Genomic DNA, 26,078 nt, shown 5'->3' on the forward strand with positions numbered 1-26,078 from the left:
ACTACCGCGCAGGCAATGCCGCCCCGGGAGGACGCCGTGCTGAGCACCATGCAGGACGTACCGCTGCTGATCTCGAGAATCCTGACCCACGGGTCGACGATCCACGGATCCTCACAGGTGATCACCTGGACCGGCGACAGCGAGCCGCACCGCCGCTCCTTCGCCGGGATCGGCGAGCGCGCCGCCCAGCTGGCGCACGCCCTGCGCGAGGAACTCGGCGTCGCCGGCGACGACCGGGTCGCCACCCTCATGTGGAACAACGCCGAGCACGTCGAGGCGTACTTCGCCATCCCGTCCATGGGCGCGGTCCTGCACACCCTGAACCTCCGCCTGCCCGCCGAGCAGCTGGCGTGGATCGTCAACCACGCGGCCGACCGGGTGATCATCGCCAACGGCTCCCTGCTGCCGCTGCTCGCCCCGCTGCTGCCGCACCTGAAGACGGTCGAGCACGTCGTCGTCACCGGCCCCGGCGACCGCTCCCTGCTGGCCGACGCGGGCCCGGTCCGGGTGCACGAGTACGAGGACCTGATCGCCGGCCGGCCGACCGCCTACGACTGGCCCGAGCTGGACGAGCGCCAGGCCGCCGCCATGTGCTACACCTCCGGCACGACCGGCGACCCCAAGGGCGTGGTCTACAGCCACCGTTCGATCTACCTGCACTCCATGCAGGTCAACATGACCCAGTCGATGGGGCTGACGGACCAGGACACCTCGCTCGTGGTCGTCCCCCAGTTCCACGTCAACGCCTGGGGCCTGCCGCACGCCACGTTCATGACGGGCGTGAACCTGCTGATGCCGGACCGCTTCCTGCAGCCCGCCCCGCTCGCCGAGATGATCGAGGGCGAGCGGCCCACCCACGCCGCCGCCGTCCCCACCATCTGGCAGGGCCTGCTCGCCGAGCTGACCGCCCGGCCGCGCGACGTCTCCACCCTGACCCAGGTCACCATCGGCGGCTCGGCCTGTCCGCCCTCCCTCATGCAGGCGTTCGACAAGCTCGGCATGCGGGTCTGCCACGCCTGGGGCATGACGGAGACCTCCCCGCTCGGCACGGTGGCCCGTCCCCCGGCCCACGCGGTCGGCACGGACGAGGAGTTCGCCTACCGCCTCACCCAGGGCCGCTTCCCGGCCGGCGTCGAGGCCCGCCTCACCGGCCCCGGCGGCGAACGCCTGCCCTGGGACGGCGAGTCGGCGGGCGAGCTGGAGGTCCGCGGCCCGTGGATCGCCGGCGCCTACTACAACGGGCCCGACGCCGAACCCCTGCGCCCCGCCGACAAGTTCAGCGAGGACGGCTGGCTGAAGACCGGGGACGTCGGCACCATCAGCGCCGACGGCTTCCTCACCCTCACCGACCGCGCCAAGGACGTGATCAAGTCCGGCGGCGAGTGGATCTCCTCGGTCGACCTGGAGAACGCGCTGATGTCCCACCCGGCCGTGGCCGAGGCCGCCGTGGTCGCCGTGCCGGACGAGAAGTGGGGCGAGCGCCCGCTGGCCACCGTCGTCCTCAAGGACGGCGCCACCGCGGACTTCGAGACGCTGCGCGCCTTCCTCCTGGAGGAGGGGAAGATCGCGAAGTGGCAGCTCCCGGAGCGCTGGACGGTCATCGAGTCGGTCCCGAAGACCAGCGTCGGCAAGTTCGACAAGAAGGTGCTGCGCCGTCAGTACGCCGAGGGCGAACTGGACGTCACGCAGCTGTGACGGCCGCCTGACCCGGACCGGGGCGGCCGGCCACGGTTCGGGGCGACTGGTCAGGTCCGGGTCGACCGGCCCGGCCACGCCCGACCGGCCCGGCCACGCCCGACCGGCCCGGCCACGCCCGACCGGCCCGGGCCGCCGCCGTAGCCGTACGCCCCCGCCCGGCCCCGGTGATCGTGGGCCGGGCCGGGCGTGCCGGACACGGGATGCGGGGGATCCGCACACGGGACGCGGGGGATCCGCACACGGGACGCGGGGGATCCCGACACGGGACGCGGGGGATGAGGGGACCCGGCGTCCCGGGAGACGGCGGTGGCCGGAGGCGTCAGTTGGTGCCGATACGGGCCAGCAGGTCCACGATCCGCGCCTGGACCTCGGGGCTGGTGGACCGCTCCGCCAGGAAGAGGACCGTCTCGCCGGAGGCCAGCCGGGGCAGGTCCGCCTGGTCGACGGCCGCGGTGTAGACGACCAGCGGAGTGCGGTTGAGCTGCCCGTTGGCACGCAGCCAGTCCAGGATTCCGGCGCGGCGCCGGTGCACCTGCATCAGGTCCATCACGACCAGGTTCGGCCGGAGCTGCCCGGCGAGCGCCACCGCGTCGTCGTCGCTCGCGGCCCGCGCCACCTGCATCCCGCGCCGCTCCAGCGTCGCGGTCAGCGCCAGCGCGATCTCCGCGTGCTCCTCGATCAGCAGCACGCGCGGCGGATGCTGCTCGCTGTCGCGCGGGGCGAGCGCCTTCAGCAGTACGGCGGGATCGGCGCCGTAGGCGGCCTCGCGCGTGGCCTGCCCGAGCCCGGCGGTGACCAGGACCGGCACCTCGGCGGCGACCGCGGCCTGGCGCAGCGACTGCAGGGCGGTGCGGGTGATCGGGCCGGTCAGGGGGTCGACGAACAGCGCGGCGGGGAAGGCGGCGATCTGCGCGTCGACCTCCTCGCGCGAGTGCACGATGACGGGCCGGTAGCCGCGGTCGCTCAGCGCCTGCTGGGTGTTGACGTCCGGCGCGGGCCACACCAGCAGCCGGCGCGGGTTGTCCAGCGGCTCCGGCGGCAGTTCGTCGTCCATCGGCTGCGGACGCGGGGTGTCCGACACCTCCACGGCACCGCCCGGGCCGTCCAGCGGCTCGGGCCCCTCGGCGGCGTTCACGTCCGGGGCGCCTATGGCGTACGACCGCCCGGGGGCCTCCGCCGCCTGCGCGGGCGGCAGCGGCTGGCCGCCGAGGGACGGCTGGGACGGCTGGGGCGGCTGGGGTGGCTGGGCCGGAACCGGCGCGGGGACCGAGGGCACGGAGGGGATGACGGAGGCCGCCGGGGCGGCGGGGGCACCGCCGAGGGACGGCTGGGCGGGAACCTGCCCGGCCTGGGGGTGGGGGCGGGCCGTCTGCTCGGGGCGCTGCTCGGCCTGCGACGCGGCCGGGTCGGGCCGTGTGCCCAGCTTGCGGCGGCGGCCGGAACCGCCCGGCGCGTGCGGGGGCGGGGTGGCCGACGCCGGCTGCGGCGCCTGCACCTGCGCGGCCTGCCGGCTGAAGGGCACGCCCTGCCCCAGCGTCCGCACGCTGATGGCCCGCCCCTGGGTCGAGTTGGGGTCGACGGGCGCGCCGGCCGCGGCGGGCAGCGGCTGCGCCGCCGGGGCCGCGGAGGGTCCGGTGCCGGGCTGGGCGACGGGCGGCTGCCCGCCCGGGACGCCGGGCACCTGCTCGGGCGGCAGCGCGGCGCCGCCGGCGGGGGTGCCGTGGGGCGGTGTGCCGGGCGCGGGGGCCGCGACCGCGGCGGGGGCGACCGGCTGCGGGGCCTCCGGCTGCGGGACGTTCGCTTGCGGCATGTTCGGCGGTACGGCGGGAGCGGCGCCGTTGGGCGGCACGGGGCCCGGGGCGGCCGGGGGTACGGGTCCGGCGGCACCCGGCGGTACGGGGGCGCCGGGAACGCCCGCCCCGGAGGTGTCGCCGGGGCCGGACCACGGCTGCGGAACGGGGGCGCCGGGCGCCGGAGCCGGATGTGCGGCGGGCGCGGCCTGCGCCGGGACACCCTGCCCGGGAACGGCCTGGCCCGGGACACCCTGCGTGGGGAACGGCTGACCGGGCACGGGCTGGGGCTGGGGCTGGGCCCCGGGGTTCTGCGCGGGCGCGGCCATCGCACCCGGAACGGCGGCGCCGGGTGCGGGTGCGGGTGCGCCGGGTGCGGGGGCGCTCTGCGGGGGAGTCGCCTGGGCCGCCGGAACTCCTTGGGCCAGGACACCTTGGGCCGGAACTCCTTGGGCCGGGACGGCCTGACCGGGGAGGCCCTGTGCCGGAGCCCCCTGCCCCGGAACGGTCTGCCCCGGAACTCCCTGCGCGGGAACGGTCTGCCCCGGAACTCCCTGCGCGGGAACGGTCTGCACCGGACCGGCCTGCGCGGGAACGGTCTGTGCCGGAACCGCCTGCGCGGGCGGTGCGCCCGGCGCCGCCGCCTCCTGCGGCTGGGCCACGGCCCGCCGCCGGCGCCCCGTCGGGGCGCTCGCGGGATGCGGCTGCGGCGGAGTGTGGTCGTCGGCCTGGTCGTGGGGAACCGCGTCGTGCCGCCCCTCGTCTCCCGCGGCCCCGCCCTGGGCCGGCACCTGCGCGGCACCCGGCCCGGGTACGACGACGCCCGTCGGCGTGGCGTGCTGCTGTCCCTGCACGCCGTCCGCGGGGCGGTCGGCCTCGGCGGGCGGCAGGGCGAACACCGTCCGGGGCGCCGCCTCCTGCGCGGCGGCACGCTCGCTCGCCGCGGCCAGCGCGCGCCGTCGGCGCCCGGTCGGCTGCGGGGCGGGCTGCGCGGACTGGCCCGGGGTCTGCGGTGCCGGGGTCGCGGCCTGGACCGGGTCCGGGCCGGAGACCGCGGGAAGCGCGGGCGGCAGTGCCTGGGCCGCGTCGGCGCCGACGGCGTGGTCGCGCCGGGCCCGCCGTCCGCCGGGCGCGGGTACGCCCTGCGGCGGCACCGTGCCGCCCAGGCCCGTGCCGGACGCCGCTGCTCCCGCGGCATGCTCGGCCGCCGTCACCACGGCGCCCTCGGCCACACCCGCGCCCTCGGCGGGGCGCCCGCGCCGCCGCCCCGTACCCCCGGAGACCTGCGCGACCTGTGCGCCCTGCGCGGCTTCCGCGCCCTGTGCGCCCGGGGCGGTCCCGGCCGCCTCGGCCGCGGGAGCCGGCGCGGACTGCGCCGCGTCCTCGGCGGCACGCCTCCTGCGCCGTCCGGTGGGAGCCGGCGCGGGCGCGGAGGCCTCGCCCCCGCCGCTGCCCTCGCCCTCCAGGAAGGCGTCCGTGGACGCCCGCCGCGCCCGCCGTCGTCCGCCGCCCGAGGCCCGCGCGGGCACGGGAGCCTCCGCCGGGACGCCCTCCGCGGGGGCGCCCTCCGCGGTGCCCGGCGCGGCGGCCAGGGCCGGCTGCCGGGAGCCGGCCGGCACGGCACCCGCCCCGCCGCCGAGCGGCACCTCGAGGACGTAGGCGCTGCCGCTCATCCCCGGCACCTCGTGCGTCTGCAGCACACCGCCGTGCGCCCGGACGATCCCGCGCACGATCGGCTCGTGCACCGGGTCTCCCCCGGCGTACGGCCCGCGCACCTCGATGCGCACCACCTCGCCGCGCTGGGCCGCCGCGACCACCACGGTGTTGTCCATGTAGCCGCCCGCCGACACGGGCGCGTTGCCGGTCGCGTCCACACCGGCGACGTCCGCGACCAGATGCGCGAGCGCGGTCGCGAGGCGCTGCGGGTCCACCTCGGCCTCGATGGGCGGCGCGTGCACGGCGAACTGGACGCGCCCGGGCCCGATGAGCTCGACGGCCCCGTCGACGCCGGCGGCGACGACCGCGTCGAGCATGACCTTGACCCGGCTGATCTCCTCGGTGCCGGTGTCGAGACGCTGGTAGGACAGGACGTTGTCGATGAGGGTGGTGATCCGCGAGTACCCGGCGGACAGGTGGTGCAGCACCTGGTTGGCCTCGGGCCACAGCTGCCCGGCGTCGTCGGCGGCGAGGGCGGACAGCTCGCGGCGCAGTTCGTCGAGGGGGCCGCGCAGCGAGCCGGCGAGCAGGGTGAGCAGCTGCTCGTGGCGGGCGGCCAGCGCCTCGTAGCGGTCCCGCTCGCGTTCGCCGAGGGCGGCGTAGCGCTCCTCGTTCGCGGCGAGCTCCTCCGCGTGGCGCTCGGTGAGCTCCTCGGTCTCGGTGACGTGCTTCTGGCGCAGGGCGGTCAGCTCGGAGGCGTGCTCCTCGGCGATCCGCTCGAGCTCCTCCTGGTGCCGCTTCTCGAGCGCGTCCTTCTCCGCGGCGAGCGCGTCGTAGGGGCCCCGGTCGGTGAACGTCATGACCGCGCCGACGAGCTGGTCGCCGTCGCGCACCGGCGCGGTGGTCAGGTCGACGGGCACCTTGTCCCCGGCCTTGGACCACAGCACCTGCCCGCGCACCCGGTGCTTGCGCCCGGACCGCAGGGTGTCGGCGAGCGGCGACTCACCGTACGGGAACGGGGAGCCGTCGGCGCGCGAGTGCAGGACCAGGGTGTGCAGCTCCCGGCCGCCGAGCTCGCCGGCGCGGTAGCCGAGTATCTGGGCGGCGGCCGGGTTGACGAGGACGATGCGGCCGTCGGTGTCGGTGCCCACGACGCCCTCGGACGCGGCGCGCAGGATCATCTCGGTCTGCCGCTGCGAACGGGCGAGCTCGGCCTCGGTGTCGACGGTGCCGGACAGGTCGCGCACGACCAGCATCAGCAGCTCGTCGCCGGTGTAGCCGGAGCCGTCGTAGGCCTGCTGGCCGTTCTCCAGATTCGCGCTCGTGACCTCGACCGGGAACTCCGTGCCGTCGGTCCGCCGGGCCGTCATCCGGGTGGGCTTGGTGCGCCCGCGCGGGTCGGTGTGGTCGGGGCGGCGCATGGAGCCGGGGATCAGCTTGGAGTCGAACTGCGGCAGCAGATCGAGCAGCCCGCGGCCCACCAGGGCGGTGCCCGGGGTCTCGAAGGCCTCCAGGGCGATGGTGTTGGCGTTGACGACCGTTCCGTTGGCGTTGACCAGCACCAAGGCGTCGGGCAGGGCGTCGAGTATGGCAGCGAGGCGAGCAGCGCCTCGGGATGGCCTGCTGCTCACGAGACGCTTCCTCCCTGTTACCGCTCCTAGCCGACCGCCGGGGCCATCTTGCCAACCGGCCCGCGGCGTGTCACGCGAGGGAGTCTATGCGCTGAGGTTGCGCTCGCGACGCCGGATGAGAGGGAGGTCGCACGAGGAATCCGGGCGGGACCCGTGACCGTGCGATTTCGCTCCGCACGACCTCCGCGAGACCTTTACGTCCCTGCTGCCGCGTCCCCGTGCTTCGACCCCGCGGTCCGCGCGGTCCGACCCCGCGGGGACGTCCCCGCGCGGACTCCCGCCCGATCCCCGGGACTCAGGGGCCGAGGCCGGGCAGCAGCGGCACCAGGCGGTCCCAGCGGGCGATCTCGCAGCCGTCGCCGCGGCCGTACGTCGCGTCGACCGGGCGCCCGGCCCAGCTGCCCGTGACACGGGCGGTGGCCGGGCCGCCGTACTGCATGGTGCACAGACTGCCGTCCGGTACCGGCGCGAAGGGGTCGCGTCCCCAGCGCGTGTTCCCGTCGAGCACCTGGCACGCGCCCCGCGCATCCGGATGGCTCCCGTCCCCGGGGTGGCAGTACAGCTCGTACGTGCCGTCCCTGCCCTGCCCGGCGTGCCGCACGGTGACGACCAGGTGATCGCCGGCCCGGTCCTCGTCCCGTGCCGGCGGCGGCGCTCCGGTGGAGGCGGCGGCGGGCACGGCGGCGAGCCCGGCGAGGGCGACCAGGGAGGCGGCACCGCCGAGCAGCAGCCGCCGCGCCGCCGTCCGGCGACCGCCGGTACGGCGAACCCCCGGCAATGGGGAGAGAGAACTGATCTGCACCATGCCCGGACCAACGCGCCACACCGGCGAACGTTGCGCCCGGCCGCGGACGCGGCGCCGCCCACGTGGCCGCCGCGCCCCGCCCGCAGGGCTTTGCCCTGGGCCCCGCCTGCCTAGTACCGTGGGGGGCGATTGGTGACACCCCGCTCGGCTGTGTCATCATCTGCACGCACCACTCGCGCGCTCGCGTGAGCGGTTGTGCTGGAGGCGTCGCCTAGTCCGGTCTATGGCGCCGCACTGCTAATGCGGTTTGGGCCTTAAAGCCCATCGAGGGTTCAAATCCCTCCGCCTCCGCGCATGATCACGAAGCCCCGGTCCACGGACCGGGGCTTCGGCGTTTCCGATCCGAGGCCCGTCCTGCCCTCCAACCAGGTTTCCGCAGGTCACAAGGGGTGTGCGGAATGGATTTCACATGACGGCGGCAGTCATGTAATGTTCTTCCTGTCGCCGCGAGCGGCCCGGAAGGGCCCGGAGCACCGACAGAAAACAGAACAAGCACTCGTAGCTTAACGGATAGAGCATCTGACTACGGATCAGAAGGTTGCAGGTTCGAATCCTGCCGAGTGCGCACAGAGCGGAGGCCCCGGAGAGATCCGGGGTCTCTGCCTTTTCATGGGTCCCAGGCATGCCCGGCCCGCCGCGTCCGCGAGCGCTCCATGGTGCCCGCGCCCGGACCGGGCCGAGTCGGGGTCAACCCGGCCCGGTCCGGACTCGGCCCGGGCCGGGCCTTCGCGTGGCCGGCTAGCCCCGCATCCTCCGCGCGAGCCTGCGCAGCCTCCGCCGCACCGCCCGCCGTACGTCCGCCGCGCGGATCTCCACCACCAGCGTTGTTTCCGACGCCTCCTGCACCGGACCGACGGTGTAGGGGCGGCCGAGATGGAAGAAGCGGGCGCTGCCCAGGCCGGTGGGGCAGGGAACGGCGGCGACGCCGGAGAGGCCGGGCAGCGGCAGGGTCACCGCCCAACGCCCCGGGCGCAGGCCCTTGACCGGCAATGCCGCCGTGAACCTCCCGTCGGCCCCGCTGAGCGACGCGCGGGTCTCGCGGTGGTCGCCCGCGCCGTTCTCCACGCGCAGGGACGGGGTGCCGGCCTCCTGGGCGCCTTCACCGGCCAGCCTGCCGGTCACCACGAGCGTGCCCCGGCGGGACCGGTGCCACACCGTCCCGGTCACCCGGCAGGGGGTGTCGTCCCGCGGCTTCTCCATGCCGACGTTCAGGGAGAGGTTGCCCCATTTCGTCACGTACGGGGTGACGGTCGTGGGCTCGTCCACGCCCGCCGTCACGATGGACTGCGGCGGTGTCCACTCGTCCCCGGGGCTCTTCACCCGGACCGTACGGCTGACACCCTGCGACCGTACGTCGAGGAAGAGGTTCCACCGTCCCCGGCCCAGAGGGGCGCCGGCCGCCGCCGTGGCCGGCGCGATGTCGGCGGTGAAGCCCGCGTTCGCGTAGCGGTCGTCGTCCGGGAGTCCGGCGACGGCGTGCACCCGCGTGGGCACGCGGACTTCCGGACGGTCGGCGTCGTAGCAGCGCAGCACCAGCTCGGTGGCCACGTCCTCGGTGGGTACGTTCTCGATGTAGGCGTGGCCGGTCAGCCGCAGCAAGCCGCCTTCCCGCCAGCTCGCCGACTCGGTCCGGTGGCGTACCGGCAGCCGGTCGGTGACGTCGAACGCGCTGTCCGGCACTCCCACCGCCGGGTCGCGGAAGAGCGGATGCGCCCAGTAGACCCGGCCCTTGTCGATGACGTGACCGCGCTCGGCGTCCTTGTCGATGTCGCGGATGACAGTGATCAGTTCCTCGAACCGGTCGGCTCGCAGCAGGTGCAGCAGCAGCCTGTCGCGCGGCTGGAGTTTCTCGATGACGGGATCGGTGACCCAGTTCTCCACCCAGTCACGTATCTCCGGGTAGATGCGCTCACGGATGTCCTCGTCGTCCTCCCGGAGGAGCAGCCACCACAGCGGGCCGCACAGCTCCCACTCGACATGCCGGCGCATGATCTGGTCGCGTCGCGGTCCGGGCTCCAGATGGCGGGCCACCGTCTCGAAGCACATCCGGGTGCCCTGGAGCCGGTGGCTCAGGTTCTGCGCGGTGAGGGTGAGGTTGTTTCCGTTCGCGCGGTCGCGGTGGTAATAGCAGTCGTAGTCCGCGACCACGGAAATACCGTTCGCATTGAGGTACGCGGCCGCGGTGAAAGGCTTGTCCTCGGTGTTGCGGAACGGCGGGAAACGAAGGTTGAGCTTTTCCAGCAGCGAGCGCCGGAACAACTTCCAGCAACCGAGGGTCCGGTAGGCGGCGGAAGAGAATATGTCCGTACGCGGCTGGGTGGTCTTGAAGACCGCGGTGGGTACGGGCCGGCCGCCCACCGACACCATTTTGCCCAGGACGATATCGGTGTTGTTCTCGTCCGCCATGGCCACCATGCGGCGCAGCGCGTCAGGGCCCAGGTAGTCGTCCGAGTCGAGGAAGAAGACGTAGTCGCCCTGGGCGAGGTCCAGGGCGACGTTGCGCGGGACGGCCGCGGTGCCCGAATTCTCCTGGTGGATAACGCGCATTGAGGGGCACATCGCGGCCAGCCGGTCGAGTTCCTCGCCCGTGCCGTCGGTCGATCCGTCGTTCACCGCGATGATCTCGAGCCGGTCCAGGCCGATGGTCTGCTCCATCGCCGAAGTGATGCAGTCGGTCAGCTCGGGCATCGCATTGTATGCGGGGACGATAACGCTGACTCGGGGGCGGGGCATCGATTTCCTCGGAACTAGGCGGCGGTGACACGCACTCGTCTCACTCACACAGCGGCACACCCGGCCGCCGGCACACCGGGTCCCGCGGAACGCCCGGGAGCGGTGGCCCGCAGGCGGCGCATGCCAATGATTCGACGAGTACGCAGAGTTGGATGCACAACAACCGCCGAAGGTTGCACGCGATATCGAACTGGCTCCTTTGACCGGCGCCGGTGCCCGCTCGTCGCCCGTCCGCACGCATTCCGTTTCCTGCCGCGTTTCGGCCGTTTTCCAGCGCGAACAGCTCGTGAGTTCCCAGTCCGGTGCAGGGGGGACGAGGAGCAAGCAGGGCCGCGACCCGGCGCCGGCCCGGCCGTCCGGCAGATGGACCGGCCTGGCCGTCCGGCAGGCGGACCGGGCGGCGGCCTGCCGGCGCGCCCGCGTCCCTGCCCGGAGGCGGTCGTACCGGCCGGTTGTGCCGGGGTGTCATGACGAGTTCAAAGAGATGCTGTTTTCCGTACAACCTTGCGAGGGTGGCGCGGGTCTCCGTGTGCGAGTCAACAGACTCCTCAGACCCTTGAGACCCACGTGACCCCCTTGAACGTGAGGTCGATCTCCACTTGGGGACCATCATGCGCATTCGTGCCAGCCTGGCCGCCGTGACCGTGTCCGGTGCCGTGGCCCTCACTGCCCTTGTCGCTCCCGCCGCGCAGGCGGTCGACAACCCGGCGGGTGCCGCCTCGAAGCTGTCGTCGATCGGGAACCTTCCCGCCGACGAGGCCGAGGGCGACACCACCATCACCAAAGTTACCGTCAACGCCAACAAGGACGTGGTCGTCGGCGTCGGCAAGAAGAGCTTCAACGTCTACGTGACGGCCACCGACCCGTCCGGCATCTACTCGGCCGGCGCCTACCTGTGGCACGGCACCAGCCTGGACGAGGACCACGTCGACGGCGTCCTCTTCACGGACGAAGACGCCACCTGCGACAACTGGAGCGCCACCTCCGCCACCTGCAAGATCACCATCACGGCCGAGGCCGGGACGGACCTGTACGACAGCGCGCTCAACGGCAAGTGGAACGTCTCCGCCTGGGCCGTCGGCAATGACGCCGACTACGTCCAGAAGGACCTCTACAAGAACCACTGGGTGAAGCGCGCCGCCAGCTTCAGTGGCTTCAACGCCGGCCCCGAGCCGGTGTCGAAGGGCAAGACCATCACCGTCACCGGCACCCTGAAGCGTGCCAGCTGGAGCTACCTGAAGTACTACGGCTACGGCAGCCAGTCCGTCCAGCTGCAGTTCAAGAAGGCCGGCAGCAGCACCTACAGCACCGTCAAGACGATCAAGAGCTCGTCGAGCGGTTACCTGAAGACCACGGTCACCGCCTCCGCGGACGGCACGTGGCGCTTCCACTACGCGGGCAACGGCACCTCGTCCGCCGCCGACGCCTACGACTACGTCGACGTGCGCTGACCAGCTGTTCCTCCCGGCGGCGGCCGTCCCCCTTCCGAAGTGACCCGGAAGCGCGGGGCGGCCGCCGTCGCCGTGTCCCGGCCGTTGTCAGTGGCGGCCCGTAGGGTCGGGAGGGATGGCTGCGGAATGGGAGTGCGCGGGGCTGCGGTGGGACCGGGGCGGGCCCGTGCTGGTCTGGCGGGGCGGGGCGGTGAGCCCGCTGCGGTGGGGGAAGCGGGTGGCCTTCCAGGTCGTGGAAGGGGGAGTGCGGACGTGCGTGGGGGCGCGGGGGAACGCCTGTCCGGGCCGGGCGGCGGTGCCGGGGCGGAGCACGGGGGCGCGGTGCGAGGAGTGCGCGCGGCTGGACCGCGCGCACTCGGTGGCCGCCGACACGATCGCGGACGACCCGCGGCCGTACCACGTGTACCTGGCCTGGTTCGGGCCCGGCATGGTCAAGGTGGGGATCACCGCGGTCGAGCGGGGCCCGGCGCGGCTGCTCGAACAGGGCGCCGTCTGCTTCAGCCTGCTCGGCGCCGGCCCGCTGATGGCCGCGCGCCGCACCGAGCAGCTGCTGCGCTCCGCACTCGGCGTCCCGGACCGGATCCCGTACTCCGCGAAGCGGGCCGTGCGGTCCGGGCTGCCCGCCTCGGCGGCGGAGCGGACGGCGGAGATCGCGGACGTGCACGCGCGGGCCGGCGCGCTCGGCGGCCTGCCGGAGTCGCTGGAGCGGCTGCCGTTCCGGCCCGTCGACCACGCCCAGGTGTTCGGGCTCGAGGGCCTGCCGGCCGCCGTGGGCGAGGTGAGCGAGCTGGTCGCGGGCGGGGTGGTCAGCGGTGAGCTGGTCGCGGCCGCCGGACCCGATCTGCACCTGGCGTCCGGGCCCGATCCGCATCTCGCGGCCGGGGACGGCGGGGCCGGCGCCGGTGCCGACGGGGTCGTCGTGCTGGACACCCGGCTGCTGGCCGGGTGGCGGCTGCGGCCCACGGCGAGCGGTGGACTCACCGTGCCGGTGCGGGAGTTGTGTGGGGCGAGGACGGGGGTGGCGGGGGCCGGTGTGCAGGACGGGCTGTTCTGAGACGGGGGAGGCCGGCCGGAGGGGGTGGACGGGCGGTGCGTCGGGGGCTGATCGTAGGGCCCATGAGTGAGAGTGATCAGTCACGGCCCACGGGTCTCCCGGCGCACGGCACGGGACCGGGGGCGGAGCCCCGGGTGCCCGCGGAGGCGGAGTCCCTTGCTCCTGCGGAGTCCCTTGCTCCTGCGGAGCCGCAGGAGCGGATGCGCGGCGAGGTGGAGGCCGTGCGGCGGTTCCGGGAGCGCACCGGGCTGCCCGGGCTCGTGGACGTGCACACCCACTTCATGCCCGAGCGGGTGCTGCGCAAGGTGTGGGAGTACTTCGACGGCCTCGGCCCGCTCACCGGCGGCATCGAGTGGCCGATCACCTACCGGGAGGAGGAGGACCAGCGCCTCGCACGGCTGCGCTCCTTCGGCGTGCGTGCCTTCACCGCCATGCTCTATCCGCACAAGCCGGGCATGGCCCGGTGGCTGAACGGCTGGGCGGCCGACTTCGCCCGCCGTACGCCCGACTGCCTGCACACCGCGACGCTCTTCCCGGAGGAGGGCGTGGCCGGGTACGTCCAGGAGGCCGTCGAGGCCGGCGCGCGGGTTTTCAAGGCGCACGTGCAGGTCGGGGCGTACGATCCGGCCGACGAACTCCTGGACGCGGCATGGGGGTTGCTCGCCGAGGCCGCGGTGCCCGTCGTGATCCACTGCGGGTCGGGTCCCGCCCCCGGCAAGCACACCGGGCCGGAGCCGGTGGGCCGGGTGCTCGCCCGGCACCCCCGGCTGCGCCTCGTGGTCGCGCACATGGGCATGCCGGAGTACGAGGACTTCCTCGGCCTCGCCGAGCGGTACGGGGAGGTGCGGCTGGACACGACGATGGCGTTCACCGACTTCAGCGAGCGGCTCGCCCCGTTCCCCCGGCGCGCCCTGCCCCGGCTGGCCGCGCTCGGCGACCGGGTGCTGCTCGGCTCCGACTTCCCCAACATCCCCTACCCGTACGTCCACCAGCTCCAGGCCCTGGAACGCCTCGGCCTCGGCGACGACTGGCTGCGCGCGGTCTGCCACGACAACGCGGCCCGGCTCTTCGGCCTGAACCGCACTCCATGAGGCCCGGGGCCGGCCGCACCGGCAGGACGGGGACCTCCCGCACTCCCTGAGCCCGTCGTGCTCCCCAGGTACTCCCGGTACGGCCTTCCCAGGTACTCCCGGTACGGCCTTCCCCGGTGTTCCCGGTACGGCCTTCCCCGGTACTCCCGGTACGGCCTTCCCCGGTGTTCCCCAGGGCCCTCCCAGGTGTTCCCTGTACGGCGCCTGTGCGTTTCTCAGAGAAATCACAGACGCGTGCAAGGGCGCTCTCAGCGGGTCCCGACAGGGTGTGCGCCATGACCACGACCTCGCCCCAGGGGCGCACCGAACTGCTCAGGCCGGACGGGAGCCCCGTCCGGGTGCTTGTGGTGGACGACGAGCAGTCGATCACCGAACTGCTGTCCATGGCCCTGCGCTACGAGGGCTGGCGGATCCGCGGCGCGGGCGACGGGCAGGGCGCCCTCCGGGCCGCGCGCGAGTTCCGGCCCGACGCCGTCGTCCTCGACATGATGCTGCCCGACATGGACGGACTCACCGTCCTCGGACGGCTGCGCCGCGAGCTGCCCGACGTGCCCGTGCTGTTCCTGACCGCCAAGGACGCCGTGGAGGACAGGATCGCCGGACTCACCGCGGGCGGCGACGACTACGTCACCAAGCCGTTCAGTCTGGAGGAGGTCGTGGCGCGGCTGCGCGGGCTGATCCGGCGTTCGGGCGCGGCCGACCGGCGCTCGGACTCGGTGCTGGTGGTCGGTGACCTCACCCTCGACGAGGACAGCCACGAGGTCTTCCGGGCCGGGCAGAGCATCCATCTCACCGCGACCGAGTTCGAGTTGCTGCGCTTCCTCATGCGCAACCCCCGGCGCGTGCTCAGCAAGGCGCAGATCCTGGACCGCGTGTGGTCGTACGACTTCGGCGGCCAGGCCAACGTCGTCGAGCTGTACATCTCCTATCTCCGCCGGAAGATAGACGCCGGCCGGGAGCCGATGATCCACACCCGGCGCGGCGCCGGCTACCTGATCAAGCCCGCCGCCTCATGAGCGGACGGCGACGGCCGCGGACGCGGACGCGGAGGCGATGGACCGGGCAGCCGCGCACCCTGCGGACGCGGCTTGTCGTCGCCTCGGTGGTGCTGATCGCCGTGGTCTGCGCGGTGATCGGCACGGTGACCACGCTGGCGCTGCGGTCCCACCTCTACCAGCAGCTCGACGGCCGGCTCGACGAGGTCGGCGCGCGGGCCTCGGGCCAGTTCCGCCCTCCCGGCCGGCCCGGCGCGGAGGGCGCCGGCACGGGCACGGGCACCGGCACAGGCACAGGCACAGGCACAGGCGCGGGCACAGGCGCGGACGGGGGCACGGGAGCGGGAGCGGACGCGGGAGCGGGCGGGGACGGCGCTCGGCACTGGGAGCCCCAGCGGGTCGACCTGACCGACTTCGTCACCAAGGGACCCCAGCCGAGCGCGAGCGGTACCACGGTCGCGGCCCGGGTCGTGGACGGGCGGATCACCGAGTCCCGCCGCGGCCGGAAGTCCCCGTCCGACCTCCGGATGAGCGCCGAGCCGCTGACCCCGGCCCAGCTCGCCGCGCTCTCCACCGTGCCCCGGACCGACCGCACCGTCCGGACCGTGGACCTGCCCGGCCTCGGCGACTTCCGCGTCGCCTACCGGACCGGTCCCAACGGCAGCTTCTACGTCGCCCTGCCGACCAGTGACGTCGACGGCACCGTCAACACGCTCGTCCTGGTGGAGGCGAGCGTCACCGGCGCCGCCCTGGTCGCCGCGTGCCTGGCCGGATCGGTCCTGGTCGGCGTGGCCACCCGCCCCCTGCGCCGGGTCGCCGCCACCGCCACCCGGGTGTCCGAACTCCCCCTGCACACCGGCGAGGTGCGGCTGAGCGAGCGCGTGCCCGAGTCCGAGACCGACCCGCACACCGAGGTCGGGCAGGTCGGCGCGGCCCTCAACCGCATGCTCGACCACATCCACGGCGCGCTGCACGCCCGGCAGCGGAGCGAGATGCGGGTACGGCAGTTCGTCGCGGACGCCAGCCACGAGCTGCGCACCCCCCTGGCCTCGATACGCGGCTACGCCGAGCTCACCCGCCGCGGCGGGGAACAGGCCGGCCCCGACACCCGGCACGCCCTCGCCCGCATCGAGTCCGAGGCCGGGCGGATGACCCTGCTGGTGGAGGACCTGCTCCTGCTCGCCCGGCTGGACGCGGGCCGCCCGCTGCGCTTCGAGCGGACCGATCTCGTCCCGCTCGTCGTGGACACCGTCAGCGACGCGCGGGCGGCCGGCCGCGACCACGACTGGCGGCTGGACCTGCCCGGCGAACCGGCCCCGGTGCCGGCGGACGCGGCCCGGCTGCAGCAGGTCCTGGTCAACCTGTTGGCCAACGCCCGTACCCACACCCCGCCCGGCACGACCGTCACCGCGCGGGTGCGGCGCAGCGGCCCGTGGCTGTGCGTGGACGTGGAGGACGACGGGCCGGGCATCCCGCCGGAGCTGCTGCCGCACGTGTTCCAACGGTTCGCGCGCGGCGACTCCGCCCGTTCCCGGGCCACCGGTTCCACGGGGCTCGGTCTGGCCATCGTGCAGGCCGTGGCGACCGCGCACGGCGGTGTCGTGACCGTGGACAGCGCGCCGGGGCGGACCGTGTTCACCGTCCACCTGCCCGCGCCGGAGTCCGCCGCACCCCACCCGCGTCCGCACCCGGAGCCACATCGGGAACGACACCCGCATCCGCACCCGGAGCCACATCGGGAACGACACCCGCATCCGCACCCGGATCCGCACTCACAGGGCCGGCACAGCGTCGGCACATGGGCACGACAGGGCGGTTGAGAACAGTCGGTGCCATGCGAACCGACTCTTCTCCCGGCACCCTGCCGGCGCGGGAGCACCTCCCGGCCGGGGACGCCGGCACGCCTGTCCTGGACGTAGTGATACCCGTCCACAACGAGGAGAAGGACCTTGAACCCTGTGTGCTCAGACTCCACGAGCACCTCACCCGCACCTTCCCGTACGCGTTCCGTATCACCATCGCGGACAACGCCTCCACGGACGACACCCCGCGGATCGCGGCACGGCTGGCGGCGGAACTCGACGAGGTCGGCGCCTTCCGGCTGGAGCTGAAGGGCCGCGGCCGCGCCCTGCGCTCGGTGTGGTCGGCGTCCGGCGCGCCGGTCCTCGCCTACATGGACGTGGACCTGTCCACCGACCTCAACGCCCTGCTGCCGCTCGTGGCCCCGCTCATCTCCGGCCACTCCGACCTGGCGATCGGCTCTCGGCTGGCGCACAGCTCGCGCGTGGTGCGGGGCGCCAAGCGGGAGTTCGTCTCGCGTACCTACAACCTGATCCTGCGCGGCTCGCTGCAGGCCCGGTTCTCCGACGCGCAGTGCGGCTTCAAGGCGATCCGGCGCGATGTCGCCCAGGTGCTGCTGCCGCTGGTGGAGGACAGCGGCTGGTTCTTCGACACCGAGATGCTGGTGCTGGCCGAGCGGGCCGGCCTGCGCATCCACGAAGTGCCGGTCGACTGGGTCGACGACCCCGACTCCACGGTGCACATCGCGCGGACCGCCACCGAGGACCTGAAGGGGGTGTGGCGCGTGGGCAGAGCCCTGGCCACCGGTTCGCTGCCGCTGGACCGGCTCACCCGACCCTTCGGCGACGACCCGCGCGACCGCGACCTGGCCGGCGTCCCGCGCGGACTGGCCCGCCAGCTCGTCGGGTTCTGTGTCGTGGGCGGTCTGTCCACCCTCTTCTACCTGCTGCTCTACAGCGTCTTCCGGCAGTTCGCGGGCGCCCAGACCGCCAACGCCCTGGCCCTGCTGGTCTCGGCGGTCGCCAACACGGCCGCGAACCGGCGGCTGACCTTCGGGGTGCGCGGCGGCGGAGCGGTCCGCCACCAGGCGCAGGGCCTGGTCGTCCTCGGCATCGGTCTGGCCCTCACCAGCGGCTCGCTGGCCGCCCTGCACGCCGCGACCGGCAGCCCGGCGCACTCCACGGAGCTCGGGGTGCTCGTCGCCGCCAACCTCGCGGCCACCGTGCTGCGCTTCCTGCTGTTCCGCGCCTGGGTCTTCCCGGACCGCGAGCACCGGGCCCGGCCCACCGTGGCCACCGCGCCGCCCGAGCCCCGCGGCGCGCACTTCGGCCCCGGCCCCTACGGCGGCCGCTTCGGCCACGACCCCCACGGCGCCCCCGGGTGGGACGCCACCACGCGGCTGCGGCCCGTGCGTCCGTACGACACCGATCCGAGGGACCCCCGATGACCACCGAGTACGACCGGACGAGCGGGCCGCAGGGCGTGGAGCCGTCCTCCTGGGAGCCGCCCCGGCCCGCCCCGCCGGCGGCCACCCCGCATCCGGCACCCCGTCCGATTCCGCCGGCGCCCTCCGCGTCCTCCGAGCCTTCCCTCTCCGCTCCCGCGGGCGGGCAGCCCGGGCAGCCGTTCGCGCGCCGGCTGTGGCGCGGCCGGCCCGAGGACCCGCGCTGGGCGCGCCCCGCCCTCCTCGGTCTGCTGCTCGCGACCGCCCTGCTGTACCTCTACGACCTGAGCGCCTCCGGCTACGCCAACTCCTTCTACTCGGCGGCCGTCCAGGCGGGCAGCACCTCGTGGAAGGCGTTCTTCTTCGGCTCGCTGGACGCGGGCGACGCGATCACCGTCGACAAGCCCCCGGCCGCGCTGTGGCCGATGGCGCTGTCGGTGAGGGTCTTCGGACTCGGCTCCTGGGCGGTCCTGGTGCCCGAGGCCGTCATGGGCGTCCTCACGGTCGCCGTCGTCTACGCGGCCGTGCGCCGCCGCTTCAGCCCCGCCGCCGGCCTGATCGCGGGCGCGGTGCTCGCGCTCACCCCGGTCGCGGCGCTGATGTTCCGCTTCAACAACCCGGACGCGCTGCTGGCCCTGCTGATGGCGCTCACCGTGTACCTCGTGATCCGCGGGCTGGAGGACGGCCGCACCAAGTGGCTGGTGTGGGCGGGCGTCGCGGTGGGCTTCGCCTTCCTGGCCAAGACCCTCCAGGCCTTCCTGATCCTGCCCGCCCTCGCCCTCGTCTACGGCGTCTGCGCGCCCGTGGGGCTCGGGAAGCGGCTTCGGCAGCTGGCCCTCGCCACGGTGGCGATCGTCGTCTCCGGCGGCTGGTGGGTCGCGATCGTCGAGCTGTGGCCGGCCTCCTCCCGGCCGTACATCGGCGGCTCGCAGAACAACAGCTTCCTGGAGCTGACCTTCGGCTACAACGGCCTCGGCCGGATCAACGGCGACGAGACCGGCAGCGTGGGCGGCGGGGGCGGGCCGGGCGGCGGTGGCGCCGGCCGCTGGGGCGAGACCGGCTGGGACCGGATGTTCGACGCCGAGATCGGCGGCCAGATCTCCTGGCTGCTGCCGGCCGCGCTGATCCTGCTCGTCGCGGGACTCGTCCTCACCCGGCGGAACCCGCGCACCGACCCGGCCCGCACGGCCTTCCTCGCCTGGGGCGGCTCGCTGCTGACGACCATGGCCGTCTTCAGCTGGATGGCGGGCATCTTCCACCAGTACTACACCGTCGCCCTCGCGCCGTACGCCGCCGCCCTCGTCGGCATGGGCGTGACGGTCCTGTGGGAGGAGCGCTCCCGGCCCTGGGCGTCGCTCGCCCTGGCCGCCGCCGTGACGGCGACCGCGGCCTGGGGCTACGTCCTGCTCCACCGCACCCCCGCCTACCTGCCCTGGCTGAAGTGGCTGGTCCTGGTGGGCGGCCTGGCCGCGGCCCTCGGACTGGTCTTCGCCACCCGGCTCGGCCGCCGGCTCGCGCTCGCGGTGGTCGCGGCGGCCGCGGTGACCTGCCTGGCCGGTCCGGCGGCGTACACGCTGAGCACGGTGAACTCCCCGCACACCGGCTCCATCCCGACCGCCGGCCCGGCGGGCGCGAGCACGATGGGCTTCGGCGGCCGCGGTCGCGGCGGCGGCCCCGGCGGCGGGATGCCGGGCCCGAACGGCCGGAACCAGCAGAACGGCAACGGGAACGGCTTCCCGGGCGGCGGCGCGATGCCCGGCCAGAACGGCCAGAACGGCCAGGGCGGCCAGAACGGCCCGAACGGCCCGAACGGCCAGGGCGGCCCGAACGGCCAGGGCGGCCGGAACGGCAACGGCTTCCCCGGCGCCGGCGCCGGCGCGCTCTGGGGCGAGGGCGGTGGCACAGGCGCCCCCGGTGGCGGCACCGGTGGCGGCACGGGCGGCCTGCTCAACGGCGCCGCCGTGCCGGCCGAGGCCAGGAAGCTGCTGGAGGCGGACGCCTCCCGGTACACCTGGGTCGCCGCGTCCGTCGGCTCCCAGAACGCGGCCGGCTACCAGCTCGCCACCGGCCGCCCGGTCATGGCGATCGGCGGCTTCAACGGCACGGACCCGTCCCCGACACTGACCCAGTTCCAGAAGTACGTCGCGCAGGGCCGGATCCACTACTTCGTCGCGGGCGGCGGCATGGGGCGTGGCATGGGCGGCGGCATGGGCGGCAGGGGCACCGCGTCGCAGATCACCTCCTGGGTGGAGGAGAACTTCACGAAGGTGACGGCCGGTTCGGCCACCTTCTACGACCTCACCCGGAAGGCGGACGCCGGCTGACGGACCGTCGGTGGCCCCGGACCTGCTGATCGTGGGCATCGAGGCCGTGGTCGCCCGGTCCCGGCCCTGACCGCGCCGGCCCGGGTGCTACGGCTGCCTGCCCTCCACCAGCCGGGCCGGGAAGCCGCCGGTGGCCACCGGGCCCCAGCGGGTCGGGGTGATCCGGATGAGGGACTTGCCCTGGCGGACCATGGCCTCGCGGTACTCGTCCCAGTCCGGGTGCTCCCCGGCGATGGTGCGGTAGTACTCCACGAGCGGCTCCACCGAGTCGGGCGTGTCGATGACCTCGGCCGTGCCGTCGATCTGCACCCACGGTCCGTTCCACTCGTCGCTCAGCACCACGACGCTCACCCGCGGGTCCCGCCTGGCGTTGCGGGTCTTGGCCCGCTCGGGGTAGGTGGAGACGACGATCCGCCCCGAGTCGTCCACCCCGCAGGTCAGCGGGGAGGCCTGCGGGCCGCCGTCGGACCTGCGGGTGAGCAGCAGGGCGCGGTGCCGGGGACGTACGAAGTCCAGCAGCTCGTCCCGCGAGACGCGGGTGCTGGTCGCGATGTTCGGTGCCGTGTCCGCAGCCTGGAGGCCGCGACTCCCCGGGCGGCCGACGCCGCGGTGCCCCGCGCCGCGCGGCTCACCCGTTCCTGAGCGCCCGGTCCGGGTCCTCGTGGACGGGCACGTCCCGGCGCACGCCGGTCAGCGACAGCACGCGGTAGGGCACTCCGTCCGGCGCCGCCGCCACCCGGAGCCGGATGTGCGGGGGCAGCCCGCGCCGTACGTCCTCGACGAGACGGGCGCCCTGGGAGTCCATGAACCGGGTGCGGGTGAGGTCGAGGACCAGCACCCCCGGCGACTCGGCGCGCGCCGCGGCGTAGGACAGGACGCCGGCGCACAGTGCGGGCGCGTTGCACAGGTCGATCTCCGGGGGCAGGACGAGCAGGACGCGCCCGGGCAGGTCGCGCACCCGGCACGGGATGGGGAAATGGGTCATGGCACTCACCTGGCAGAAGGCAGACGTCCATCCGGTCTCAGGGGAGGCCGCTTCCTGACCCGTCCGGCTCCATTGCACCACTCCCGCCGCCGGGTTCCTAGGGGGTGCGGCCCGGCGTCGACCTGGCGGTACCCCCGCGCGGGGACGATATAAGGTTCTGTTCGTCCTGTGCTCGCAGTCGGGAATGTGCTGCGGAGCTCTCCTGCGCATGGCCGTGGTGCCGTGCATGCCGAAGAGGTTCGTGGTGCCTGCGTCCGACTTTTCTGAATTGCCCCGTTTTCCGGGGGGCTTCGAGCTGGCCGAAGCCCTGGCGCTGGCCGCCCGCCACCTGCACGAGACGGACACCGCGCACAGCGCGATGCACACCGCCGTCCGGCTCGCGGTGCGTCTGCTGCCGGGCGCCGAGCAGGCGGGCATCTTTGTCCTCGAACCCGGCGGCGGCCGCCGCGCGATCGCCTGGACCGACGAGACCGTGCGCGCCGCCGAGAGCGCGGGAGCGGGCCGGGCCGGGCCGTCGTACTGGGAGCACCTGTGGCAGGAGCCCGTGGTGCGGATGGCGGACAGCGAGGCCGAGGACGGCGGTGAGCCGCTGGCCGGCCTGGGCCTGCGCTCGGCCCTCGCGCTGCGGCTGCGCGCCGAGAAGCGGCGGCTGACGGTGCTCACCGCCTACGCCCGCGCGCCCCGCGCCTTCGGCGAGGAGGCCACGCGGGTCGGCCGGCTGTTCACCGCGCACGTCAGCCTCGCCCTGGAATCGGCGACCGTGCGCGAGCAGCTGACCGAGGCGATGCGCACCCGGGACCTGATCGGGCAGGCCACCGGCATCCTCATGGAGCGCATGAACATCGACGCGGCGGAGGCCTTCGACAGCCTGGTGCGCGCCTCGCAGCGGGAGAACGTCAAGCTGCGCGACCTGGCCCGCCGTATCGTCGACGCCAACAACCCCGGCCGGGAGGCGGGGAGTTGAGCGGGAGCCCGGCGGGCGCGGCCCCCGTGTCCCCCGCGTCCCCCGCGTCCCCCGTGTCCCTGGGCCCCCTTCCCGTCAGACCGCGGGCAGTGAGTCCCCGTGGACCGCCTGGACGTCCAGCTCCACCCTGAGGGTCGTGCCGATGGCGGCGATGCCCGCCTGGAGGACCTGGTTGTAGTTCATCGCGAAGTCCTCGCGGCGCAGTTGCGTGGTCGCGCGGAACGCGGCCCGGGTGCCGCCCCAGGGGTCGGGGCCGGTGCCGAGGTAGGCGAGGTCCAGGTCGACCGGGCGCAGCACGCCGTGCATGCCCAGCTCGCCGTGGACCGTCCACCGGTCGGCGCCGGCGGCGCTCACCCCGCTGGAGCGGTAGGTGATCTCGGGGAAGCGCTCCACGTCGAGGAAGTCCGCGGACCTCAGATGGCCGTCGCGCATGCCGTTGCCGGTGTCGATCGAGCCGGCCCGGACGACGGCCTCGACACGGGACTTGGTGACGTCGTCCGGGGCGATCTCGATCGTGCCGGAGAAGTCGGTGAACCGGCCGTGCACGCTGGAGATGCCCAGGTGCTGGGCGACGGCGGCGACGGAGGAGTGCGCCGGGTCGATCGTCCACGGCCCGGGCGGCGGCAGCTCGGTGCCGCCCAGCCTGGCCAGGGTGACCGTGCCGATCTCGGCCCGGCCGCTCGCGGTGACGAGCGCGCCGGCCGCGGCGGGTGCGTAGCCGACGGCGGTGACGACGACGGTGTAGGCCCCCGGCGCCAGCCCCGTCGTGTCCCGTACCGCGCCCTCGGGGTCGGCCTCGGCGCGCAGCACCTGCGTGCCGGTCGTGTCGGTCACCGTGACGACCGCGTGCGACACGGCCCATCCGTCCCGGGTGCGGATCCTCGCGGTCAGTCCCATCCCGTTTCTTCCCCTTCCGAGTGCTCGTCCGCCTCCGGGCCGCGGCCGGTGGTGCCGGCCCGCTCCCGCGTGGCTCACTCGCGAGCAGAGCAATGCAAATCGGTCGCATGAGGCCGGCCCGTGGCGGGGCGCTCCGCCGCTCAGGGAGCGCCCCGCGCACGGGCCGGGGTCTGATCACTCGCCGGGGTGGGCGAGTTCGATGTCGTGGCCGTCGACTCCGCGGCCGGTGACCGTCAGGGCCGTCGCCACCGGCGGGTAGCCCGTCGCGATGACGGTGTACTCGCCGCTGTTCAGATCGGTGAAGGCGTACGCCCCGTCGGGACCGGTCGTGGCGGTGCCGACCACGTTGCCGGCCGCGTCGACCAGCGTCACCCGGGCGTCCGCGAGCGGTCCGTGCGGGGCGCGGACCACACCCTGGAGCTGGGCGCCGGAGTCGAGGGCGACCTCGATCCGGGTGACCCCGGTGCCGCCCACCTCGACGGGCAGCGCCCGCGGCCGGTGGCCGGCGGCGTTCACCGCGACGGTCACCGGGCCGGGCACCAGCTCGGCGAAGCAGAACGCGCCGTCCTCCCCGGTGGTGCCGGTGGCCAGCAGGTCACCGCGCACATCGGTGACGATCACCATCGCGTCCTTCACCGGCAGCCCGGACTCGCTCGCCCGGACCACACCGCTGAGCCCGCTGGTGCCGCTGAGCAGGATGTCGAACGCGACCGGCTCGCCGTTCACGACGACGGTGGACGCCTGCGGCTGGTACCCGTCGGCGGCCGCGATCAGGACGTACGAGCCCGCGCCCGGCGCGTCCACCGCGTAGGAGCCGTCGGCCTGCGCGACCGACCGGCCCAGCTGACGGCCCGCCAGGGAGATCAGCGTGACCGCGGCCTGCGGCACCGGCGCGCTCTCGGCACCCCGGACGAAGCCGCGCACCGGGATCCCGCCGGCCGGGCCGGCCGGCTCGCCGTGCGCCACCGTGGCGACCGCGGCCAGTGGCCGCGTGCCCTCGGCGGCGGGCTCGGCGGAGGCGGTCACCGCCCAGGCGGGCACCTTCTCCGCGGCCGGGACGGCCGGGGTCCCGGCGTCGGCGGCGGTGGCCGGGGCCTGCGCCTCGGCGACGGCCGGGCCGGCGGCCGGGTCCACCGGCGCGCCCGCGCCCTGCTCGCCCTCGGCGGCCTGCGCCAGCCCGCCCTTGGTGCGCAGCGGCACCTCCTTGATGAACAGGCTGATCAGCAGGGCCACCGCCGCCAGCGCGGCGGCGATCAGGAAGATGTCGGCGATGCCGTGCCCGTAGGCGCTCTCCATGACCGTGCGCAGCGGCCTGGGCAGCTTGTCCATGTCCGGGATCGTGTCGGTGCCGGAACCGGCGCCGGCCGCGAGCCGGGCGTACTTCGGGCCGAGGTCGGCCAGGCCGTCCTTGACGTAGCCGGTGATGCGGTCGGCCATCACGGCGCCGAGCGCCGAGACGCCCACCGCGCCGCCCAGGGAGCGGAAGAAGGTGACGGTGGAGCTCGCCGAGCCGAGGTCGGAGGGCTCGACCTGGTTCTGCGTGCACAGCACCAGGTTCTGCATCATCATGCCGATGCCCAGGCCCAGCAGGGCCATGAAGACCGCCATCCTCCAGTACGCGGTGTCGTACCGGATGGTGCCGAGCAGACCGAGGCCGGCCGTGACCAGCACGCCGCCGCTGACCAGCCACGCCTTCCAGCGGCCGGTGCGGGTGATGAACTGGCCGGAGACGGTGGAGGAGACGAACAGGCCGCCGATCATCGGGATCGTCAGCACACCCGACATCGTCGGGGACTTGTCGCGGGCCAGCTGGAAGTACTGGCTGAAGAACACCGTGCCGGTGAACATCGCGATGCCGACGAACAGCGAGGCGAGCGAGGCCAGCGTGATGGTGCGGTTGCGGAACAGCCGCAGCGGGATGATCGGCTCCGCCGCCCTGGCCTCGACCAGGACGAACAGCAGGCCGAGCACCACCGAGCCGCCGACCATGGCATACGTCTGCCACGACACCCAGTCGTACTTGTCACCGGCGAAGGTGACCCAGATCAGCAGCAGCGAGACGGCCGCGGAGATGAGGAACGCGCCGCCCCAGTCGACCTTCACGTCCCGCTTGACCACGGGCAGGTGCAGGGTCTTCTGCAGCACGATCAGCGCGATCACCGCGAACGGCACACCGACGTAGAAGCACCAGCGCCAGCCCAGCCAGGAGGTGTCGGTGATGACACCGCCGAGCAGCGGGCCGCCGACGGTGGCGACGGCGAAGGTGGCGCCCAGGTAGCCGGAGTAGCGGCCGCGCTCACGCGGCGAGATCATCGCGGCCATGACGATCTGCGCCAGGGCGGACAGGCCGCCGACGCCGATGCCCTGGACCACGCGGCAGACGATCAGCATGCCGGGGTTCTGCGAGAGTCCGGCGGCCATCGACGCGACGACGTAGACGACCAGCGCTATCTGGACGAGCGCCTTCTTGCTGTAGAGGTCGGCGAGCTTGCCCCACAGGGGAGTGGCCGCGGTCATGGACAGCAGGGCGGCCGTGACCACCCAGGTGTAGGCGGACTGGCCGCCGCCGAGGTCACCGATGATCTCCGGCAGCGCGTTGGAGACGATCGTGGACGACAGGATCGCCACGAACATGCCGAGCAGCAGCCCGGACAGGGCCTCCATGATCTGCCGGTGTGTCATCGGAGCGCCGTCCGGGGCGCCTCCCCCGTGCTTGGCGTGAGCCCGCACACCGGCTGGTGTGGTCGTTGCCATGGGCTT

Annotated in this window: 16 protein-coding genes and 2 tRNA genes; 11 read left to right on the forward strand and 7 right to left on the reverse strand. The window is 74.2% G+C overall.

Annotated features, from left to right (window positions below):
- Nucleotides 1-15: 15 nt before the first annotated feature.
- Nucleotides 16-1,695, forward strand: a complete 1,680-nt coding sequence (locus ACI2LW_RS12150) for a long-chain fatty acid--CoA ligase (protein WP_404731096.1) — start codon at nucleotides 16-18, stop codon at nucleotides 1,693-1,695.
- A 322-nt stretch (nucleotides 1,696-2,017) separates the two neighbouring features.
- On the opposite strand, the gene ACI2LW_RS12155 is transcribed toward ACI2LW_RS12150, so the two are convergent.
- Both ACI2LW_RS12155 and ACI2LW_RS12160 read right to left on the reverse strand, forming a co-directional pair.
- Nucleotides 2,018-6,775: a PAS domain-containing protein gene (locus ACI2LW_RS12155; RefSeq protein WP_404731097.1), complete on the reverse strand. Its 4,758-nt coding sequence runs from the start codon at nucleotides 6,773-6,775 to the stop codon at nucleotides 2,018-2,020.
- Between the two features lie 295 nt (nucleotides 6,776-7,070).
- The gene (locus tag ACI2LW_RS12160; RefSeq protein ID WP_404731098.1) at nucleotides 7,071-7,580 is read right to left on the reverse strand and encodes an SSI family serine proteinase inhibitor; all 510 of its coding nucleotides are present in this window, start codon (nucleotides 7,578-7,580) and stop codon (nucleotides 7,071-7,073) included.
- Nucleotides 7,581-7,780: 200 nt separating this feature from the next.
- Here ACI2LW_RS12160 and ACI2LW_RS12165 point away from each other — a divergent pair.
- Both ACI2LW_RS12165 and ACI2LW_RS12170 read left to right on the forward strand, forming a co-directional pair.
- Nucleotides 7,781-7,871, forward strand: a tRNA-Ser gene (locus ACI2LW_RS12165).
- A gap of 201 nt (nucleotides 7,872-8,072) precedes the next feature.
- Nucleotides 8,073-8,145 (forward strand) — tRNA-Arg (locus ACI2LW_RS12170).
- 173 nt (nucleotides 8,146-8,318) lie between these two features.
- Here the strand turns inward: ACI2LW_RS12170 and ACI2LW_RS12175 are convergent.
- Nucleotides 8,319-10,313, reverse strand: a complete 1,995-nt coding sequence (locus tag ACI2LW_RS12175; protein WP_404731099.1) for a glycosyltransferase family 2 protein — start codon at nucleotides 10,311-10,313, stop codon at nucleotides 8,319-8,321.
- A 611-nt stretch (nucleotides 10,314-10,924) separates the two neighbouring features.
- Here ACI2LW_RS12175 and ACI2LW_RS12180 point away from each other — a divergent pair.
- From ACI2LW_RS12180 to ACI2LW_RS12210, 7 genes are all read left to right on the forward strand, one after another.
- Complete coding sequence (locus tag ACI2LW_RS12180; RefSeq protein WP_404731100.1) at nucleotides 10,925-11,764, forward strand: calcium-binding protein; 840 nt, start codon at nucleotides 10,925-10,927, stop codon at nucleotides 11,762-11,764.
- Between the two features lie 115 nt (nucleotides 11,765-11,879).
- Nucleotides 11,880-12,818 carry a DUF2797 domain-containing protein gene (locus ACI2LW_RS12185; protein ID WP_404731101.1) on the forward strand — a complete coding sequence of 313 codons (939 nt, stop codon included), beginning with the start codon at nucleotides 11,880-11,882 and terminating at the stop codon, nucleotides 12,816-12,818.
- A gap of 200 nt (nucleotides 12,819-13,018) precedes the next feature.
- A complete protein-coding gene (locus ACI2LW_RS12190; protein WP_404731102.1) occupies nucleotides 13,019-13,909 on the forward strand; it encodes an amidohydrolase family protein in 891 nt (296 codons plus the stop codon).
- Between the two features lie 275 nt (nucleotides 13,910-14,184).
- Complete coding sequence (locus ACI2LW_RS12195; RefSeq protein ID WP_404731103.1) at nucleotides 14,185-14,925, forward strand: response regulator transcription factor; 741 nt, start codon at nucleotides 14,185-14,187, stop codon at nucleotides 14,923-14,925.
- The gene (locus ACI2LW_RS12200) at nucleotides 14,922-16,724 is read left to right on the forward strand and encodes an ATP-binding protein (RefSeq protein WP_404731104.1); all 1,803 of its coding nucleotides are present in this window, start codon (nucleotides 14,922-14,924) and stop codon (nucleotides 16,722-16,724) included. Before ACI2LW_RS12195 ends, ACI2LW_RS12200 begins: the two co-directional genes overlap by 4 nt.
- 14 nt (nucleotides 16,725-16,738) lie before the next feature.
- Entirely contained in the window at nucleotides 16,739-18,151 is a 1,413-nt protein-coding gene (locus ACI2LW_RS12205; protein ID WP_404731105.1) for a glycosyltransferase, read from the forward strand.
- Nucleotides 18,148-20,472, forward strand: a complete 2,325-nt coding sequence (locus tag ACI2LW_RS12210; protein ID WP_404731106.1) for a glycosyltransferase family 39 protein — start codon at nucleotides 18,148-18,150, stop codon at nucleotides 20,470-20,472. Before ACI2LW_RS12205 ends, ACI2LW_RS12210 begins: the two co-directional genes overlap by 4 nt.
- Nucleotides 20,473-20,559: 87 nt before the next feature.
- Here ACI2LW_RS12210 and ACI2LW_RS12215 read toward each other — a convergent pair whose 3' ends face one another.
- Nucleotides 20,560-21,024 (reverse strand): PPOX class F420-dependent oxidoreductase, encoded by a 465-nt coding sequence (locus tag ACI2LW_RS12215; RefSeq protein ID WP_404731174.1) that lies wholly within the window; start codon nucleotides 21,022-21,024, stop codon nucleotides 20,560-20,562.
- Nucleotides 21,025-21,100: 76 nt separating this feature from the next.
- Nucleotides 21,101-21,457, reverse strand: coding sequence for an STAS domain-containing protein (locus ACI2LW_RS12220; protein ID WP_404731107.1), 357 nt, complete (start codon nucleotides 21,455-21,457; stop codon nucleotides 21,101-21,103).
- Nucleotides 21,458-21,683: 226 nt separating this feature from the next.
- Between ACI2LW_RS12220 and ACI2LW_RS12225 the strand changes: the two genes are divergently transcribed.
- Nucleotides 21,684-22,421, forward strand: a complete 738-nt coding sequence (locus tag ACI2LW_RS12225; RefSeq protein WP_404731108.1) for a GAF and ANTAR domain-containing protein — start codon at nucleotides 21,684-21,686, stop codon at nucleotides 22,419-22,421.
- 75 nt (nucleotides 22,422-22,496) lie between these two features.
- Here the strand turns inward: ACI2LW_RS12225 and ACI2LW_RS12230 are convergent, their stop codons facing one another.
- Both ACI2LW_RS12230 and ACI2LW_RS12235 read right to left on the reverse strand, forming a co-directional pair.
- Nucleotides 22,497-23,318 carry a YceI family protein gene (locus ACI2LW_RS12230; protein ID WP_404731109.1) on the reverse strand — a complete coding sequence of 274 codons (822 nt, stop codon included), beginning with the start codon at nucleotides 23,316-23,318 and terminating at the stop codon, nucleotides 22,497-22,499.
- Between the two features lie 174 nt (nucleotides 23,319-23,492).
- Nucleotides 23,493-26,072 carry an MFS transporter gene (locus ACI2LW_RS12235; RefSeq protein WP_404731110.1) on the reverse strand — a complete coding sequence of 860 codons (2,580 nt, stop codon included), beginning with the start codon at nucleotides 26,070-26,072 and terminating at the stop codon, nucleotides 23,493-23,495.
- Nucleotides 26,073-26,078 lie beyond the last annotated feature (6 nt).

The sequence above is a fragment of the Streptomyces sp. NPDC004065 genome (genome assembly GCF_044903565.1).
GTDB lineage: Bacteria > Actinomycetota > Actinomycetes > Streptomycetales > Streptomycetaceae > Streptomyces.

Bases quoted from the DNA above. Each gene is read 5' to 3' on its own strand.
- ACI2LW_RS12180 (WP_404731100.1), top strand. From the start codon at position 10,925: ATGCGCATTCGTGCCAGCCTGGCCGCCGTGACCGTGTCCGGTGCCGTG.
- ACI2LW_RS12210 (WP_404731106.1), top strand. From the start codon at position 18,148: ATGACCACCGAGTACGACCGGACGAGCGGGCCGCAGGGCGTGGAGCCG.
- ACI2LW_RS12150 (WP_404731096.1), top strand. From the start codon at position 16: ATGCCGCCCCGGGAGGACGCCGTGCTGAGCACCATGCAGGACGTACCG.
- ACI2LW_RS12185 (WP_404731101.1), top strand. From the start codon at position 11,880: ATGGCTGCGGAATGGGAGTGCGCGGGGCTGCGGTGGGACCGGGGCGGG.
- ACI2LW_RS12220 (WP_404731107.1), bottom strand. From the start codon at position 21,457: ATGACCCATTTCCCCATCCCGTGCCGGGTGCGCGACCTGCCCGGGCGC.
- ACI2LW_RS12175 (WP_404731099.1), bottom strand. From the start codon at position 10,313: ATGCCCCGCCCCCGAGTCAGCGTTATCGTCCCCGCATACAATGCGATG.
- ACI2LW_RS12190 (WP_404731102.1), top strand. From the start codon at position 13,019: ATGCGCGGCGAGGTGGAGGCCGTGCGGCGGTTCCGGGAGCGCACCGGG.
- ACI2LW_RS12160 (WP_404731098.1), bottom strand. From the start codon at position 7,580: ATGGTGCAGATCAGTTCTCTCTCCCCATTGCCGGGGGTTCGCCGTACC.
- ACI2LW_RS12200 (WP_404731104.1), top strand. From the start codon at position 14,922: ATGAGCGGACGGCGACGGCCGCGGACGCGGACGCGGAGGCGATGGACC.
- ACI2LW_RS12235 (WP_404731110.1), bottom strand. From the start codon at position 26,072: ATGGCAACGACCACACCAGCCGGTGTGCGGGCTCACGCCAAGCACGGG.
- ACI2LW_RS12225 (WP_404731108.1), top strand. From the start codon at position 21,684: ATGCCGAAGAGGTTCGTGGTGCCTGCGTCCGACTTTTCTGAATTGCCC.
- ACI2LW_RS12205 (WP_404731105.1), top strand. From the start codon at position 16,739: ATGCGAACCGACTCTTCTCCCGGCACCCTGCCGGCGCGGGAGCACCTC.
- ACI2LW_RS12195 (WP_404731103.1), top strand. From the start codon at position 14,185: ATGACCACGACCTCGCCCCAGGGGCGCACCGAACTGCTCAGGCCGGAC.
- ACI2LW_RS12230 (WP_404731109.1), bottom strand. From the start codon at position 23,318: ATGGGACTGACCGCGAGGATCCGCACCCGGGACGGATGGGCCGTGTCG.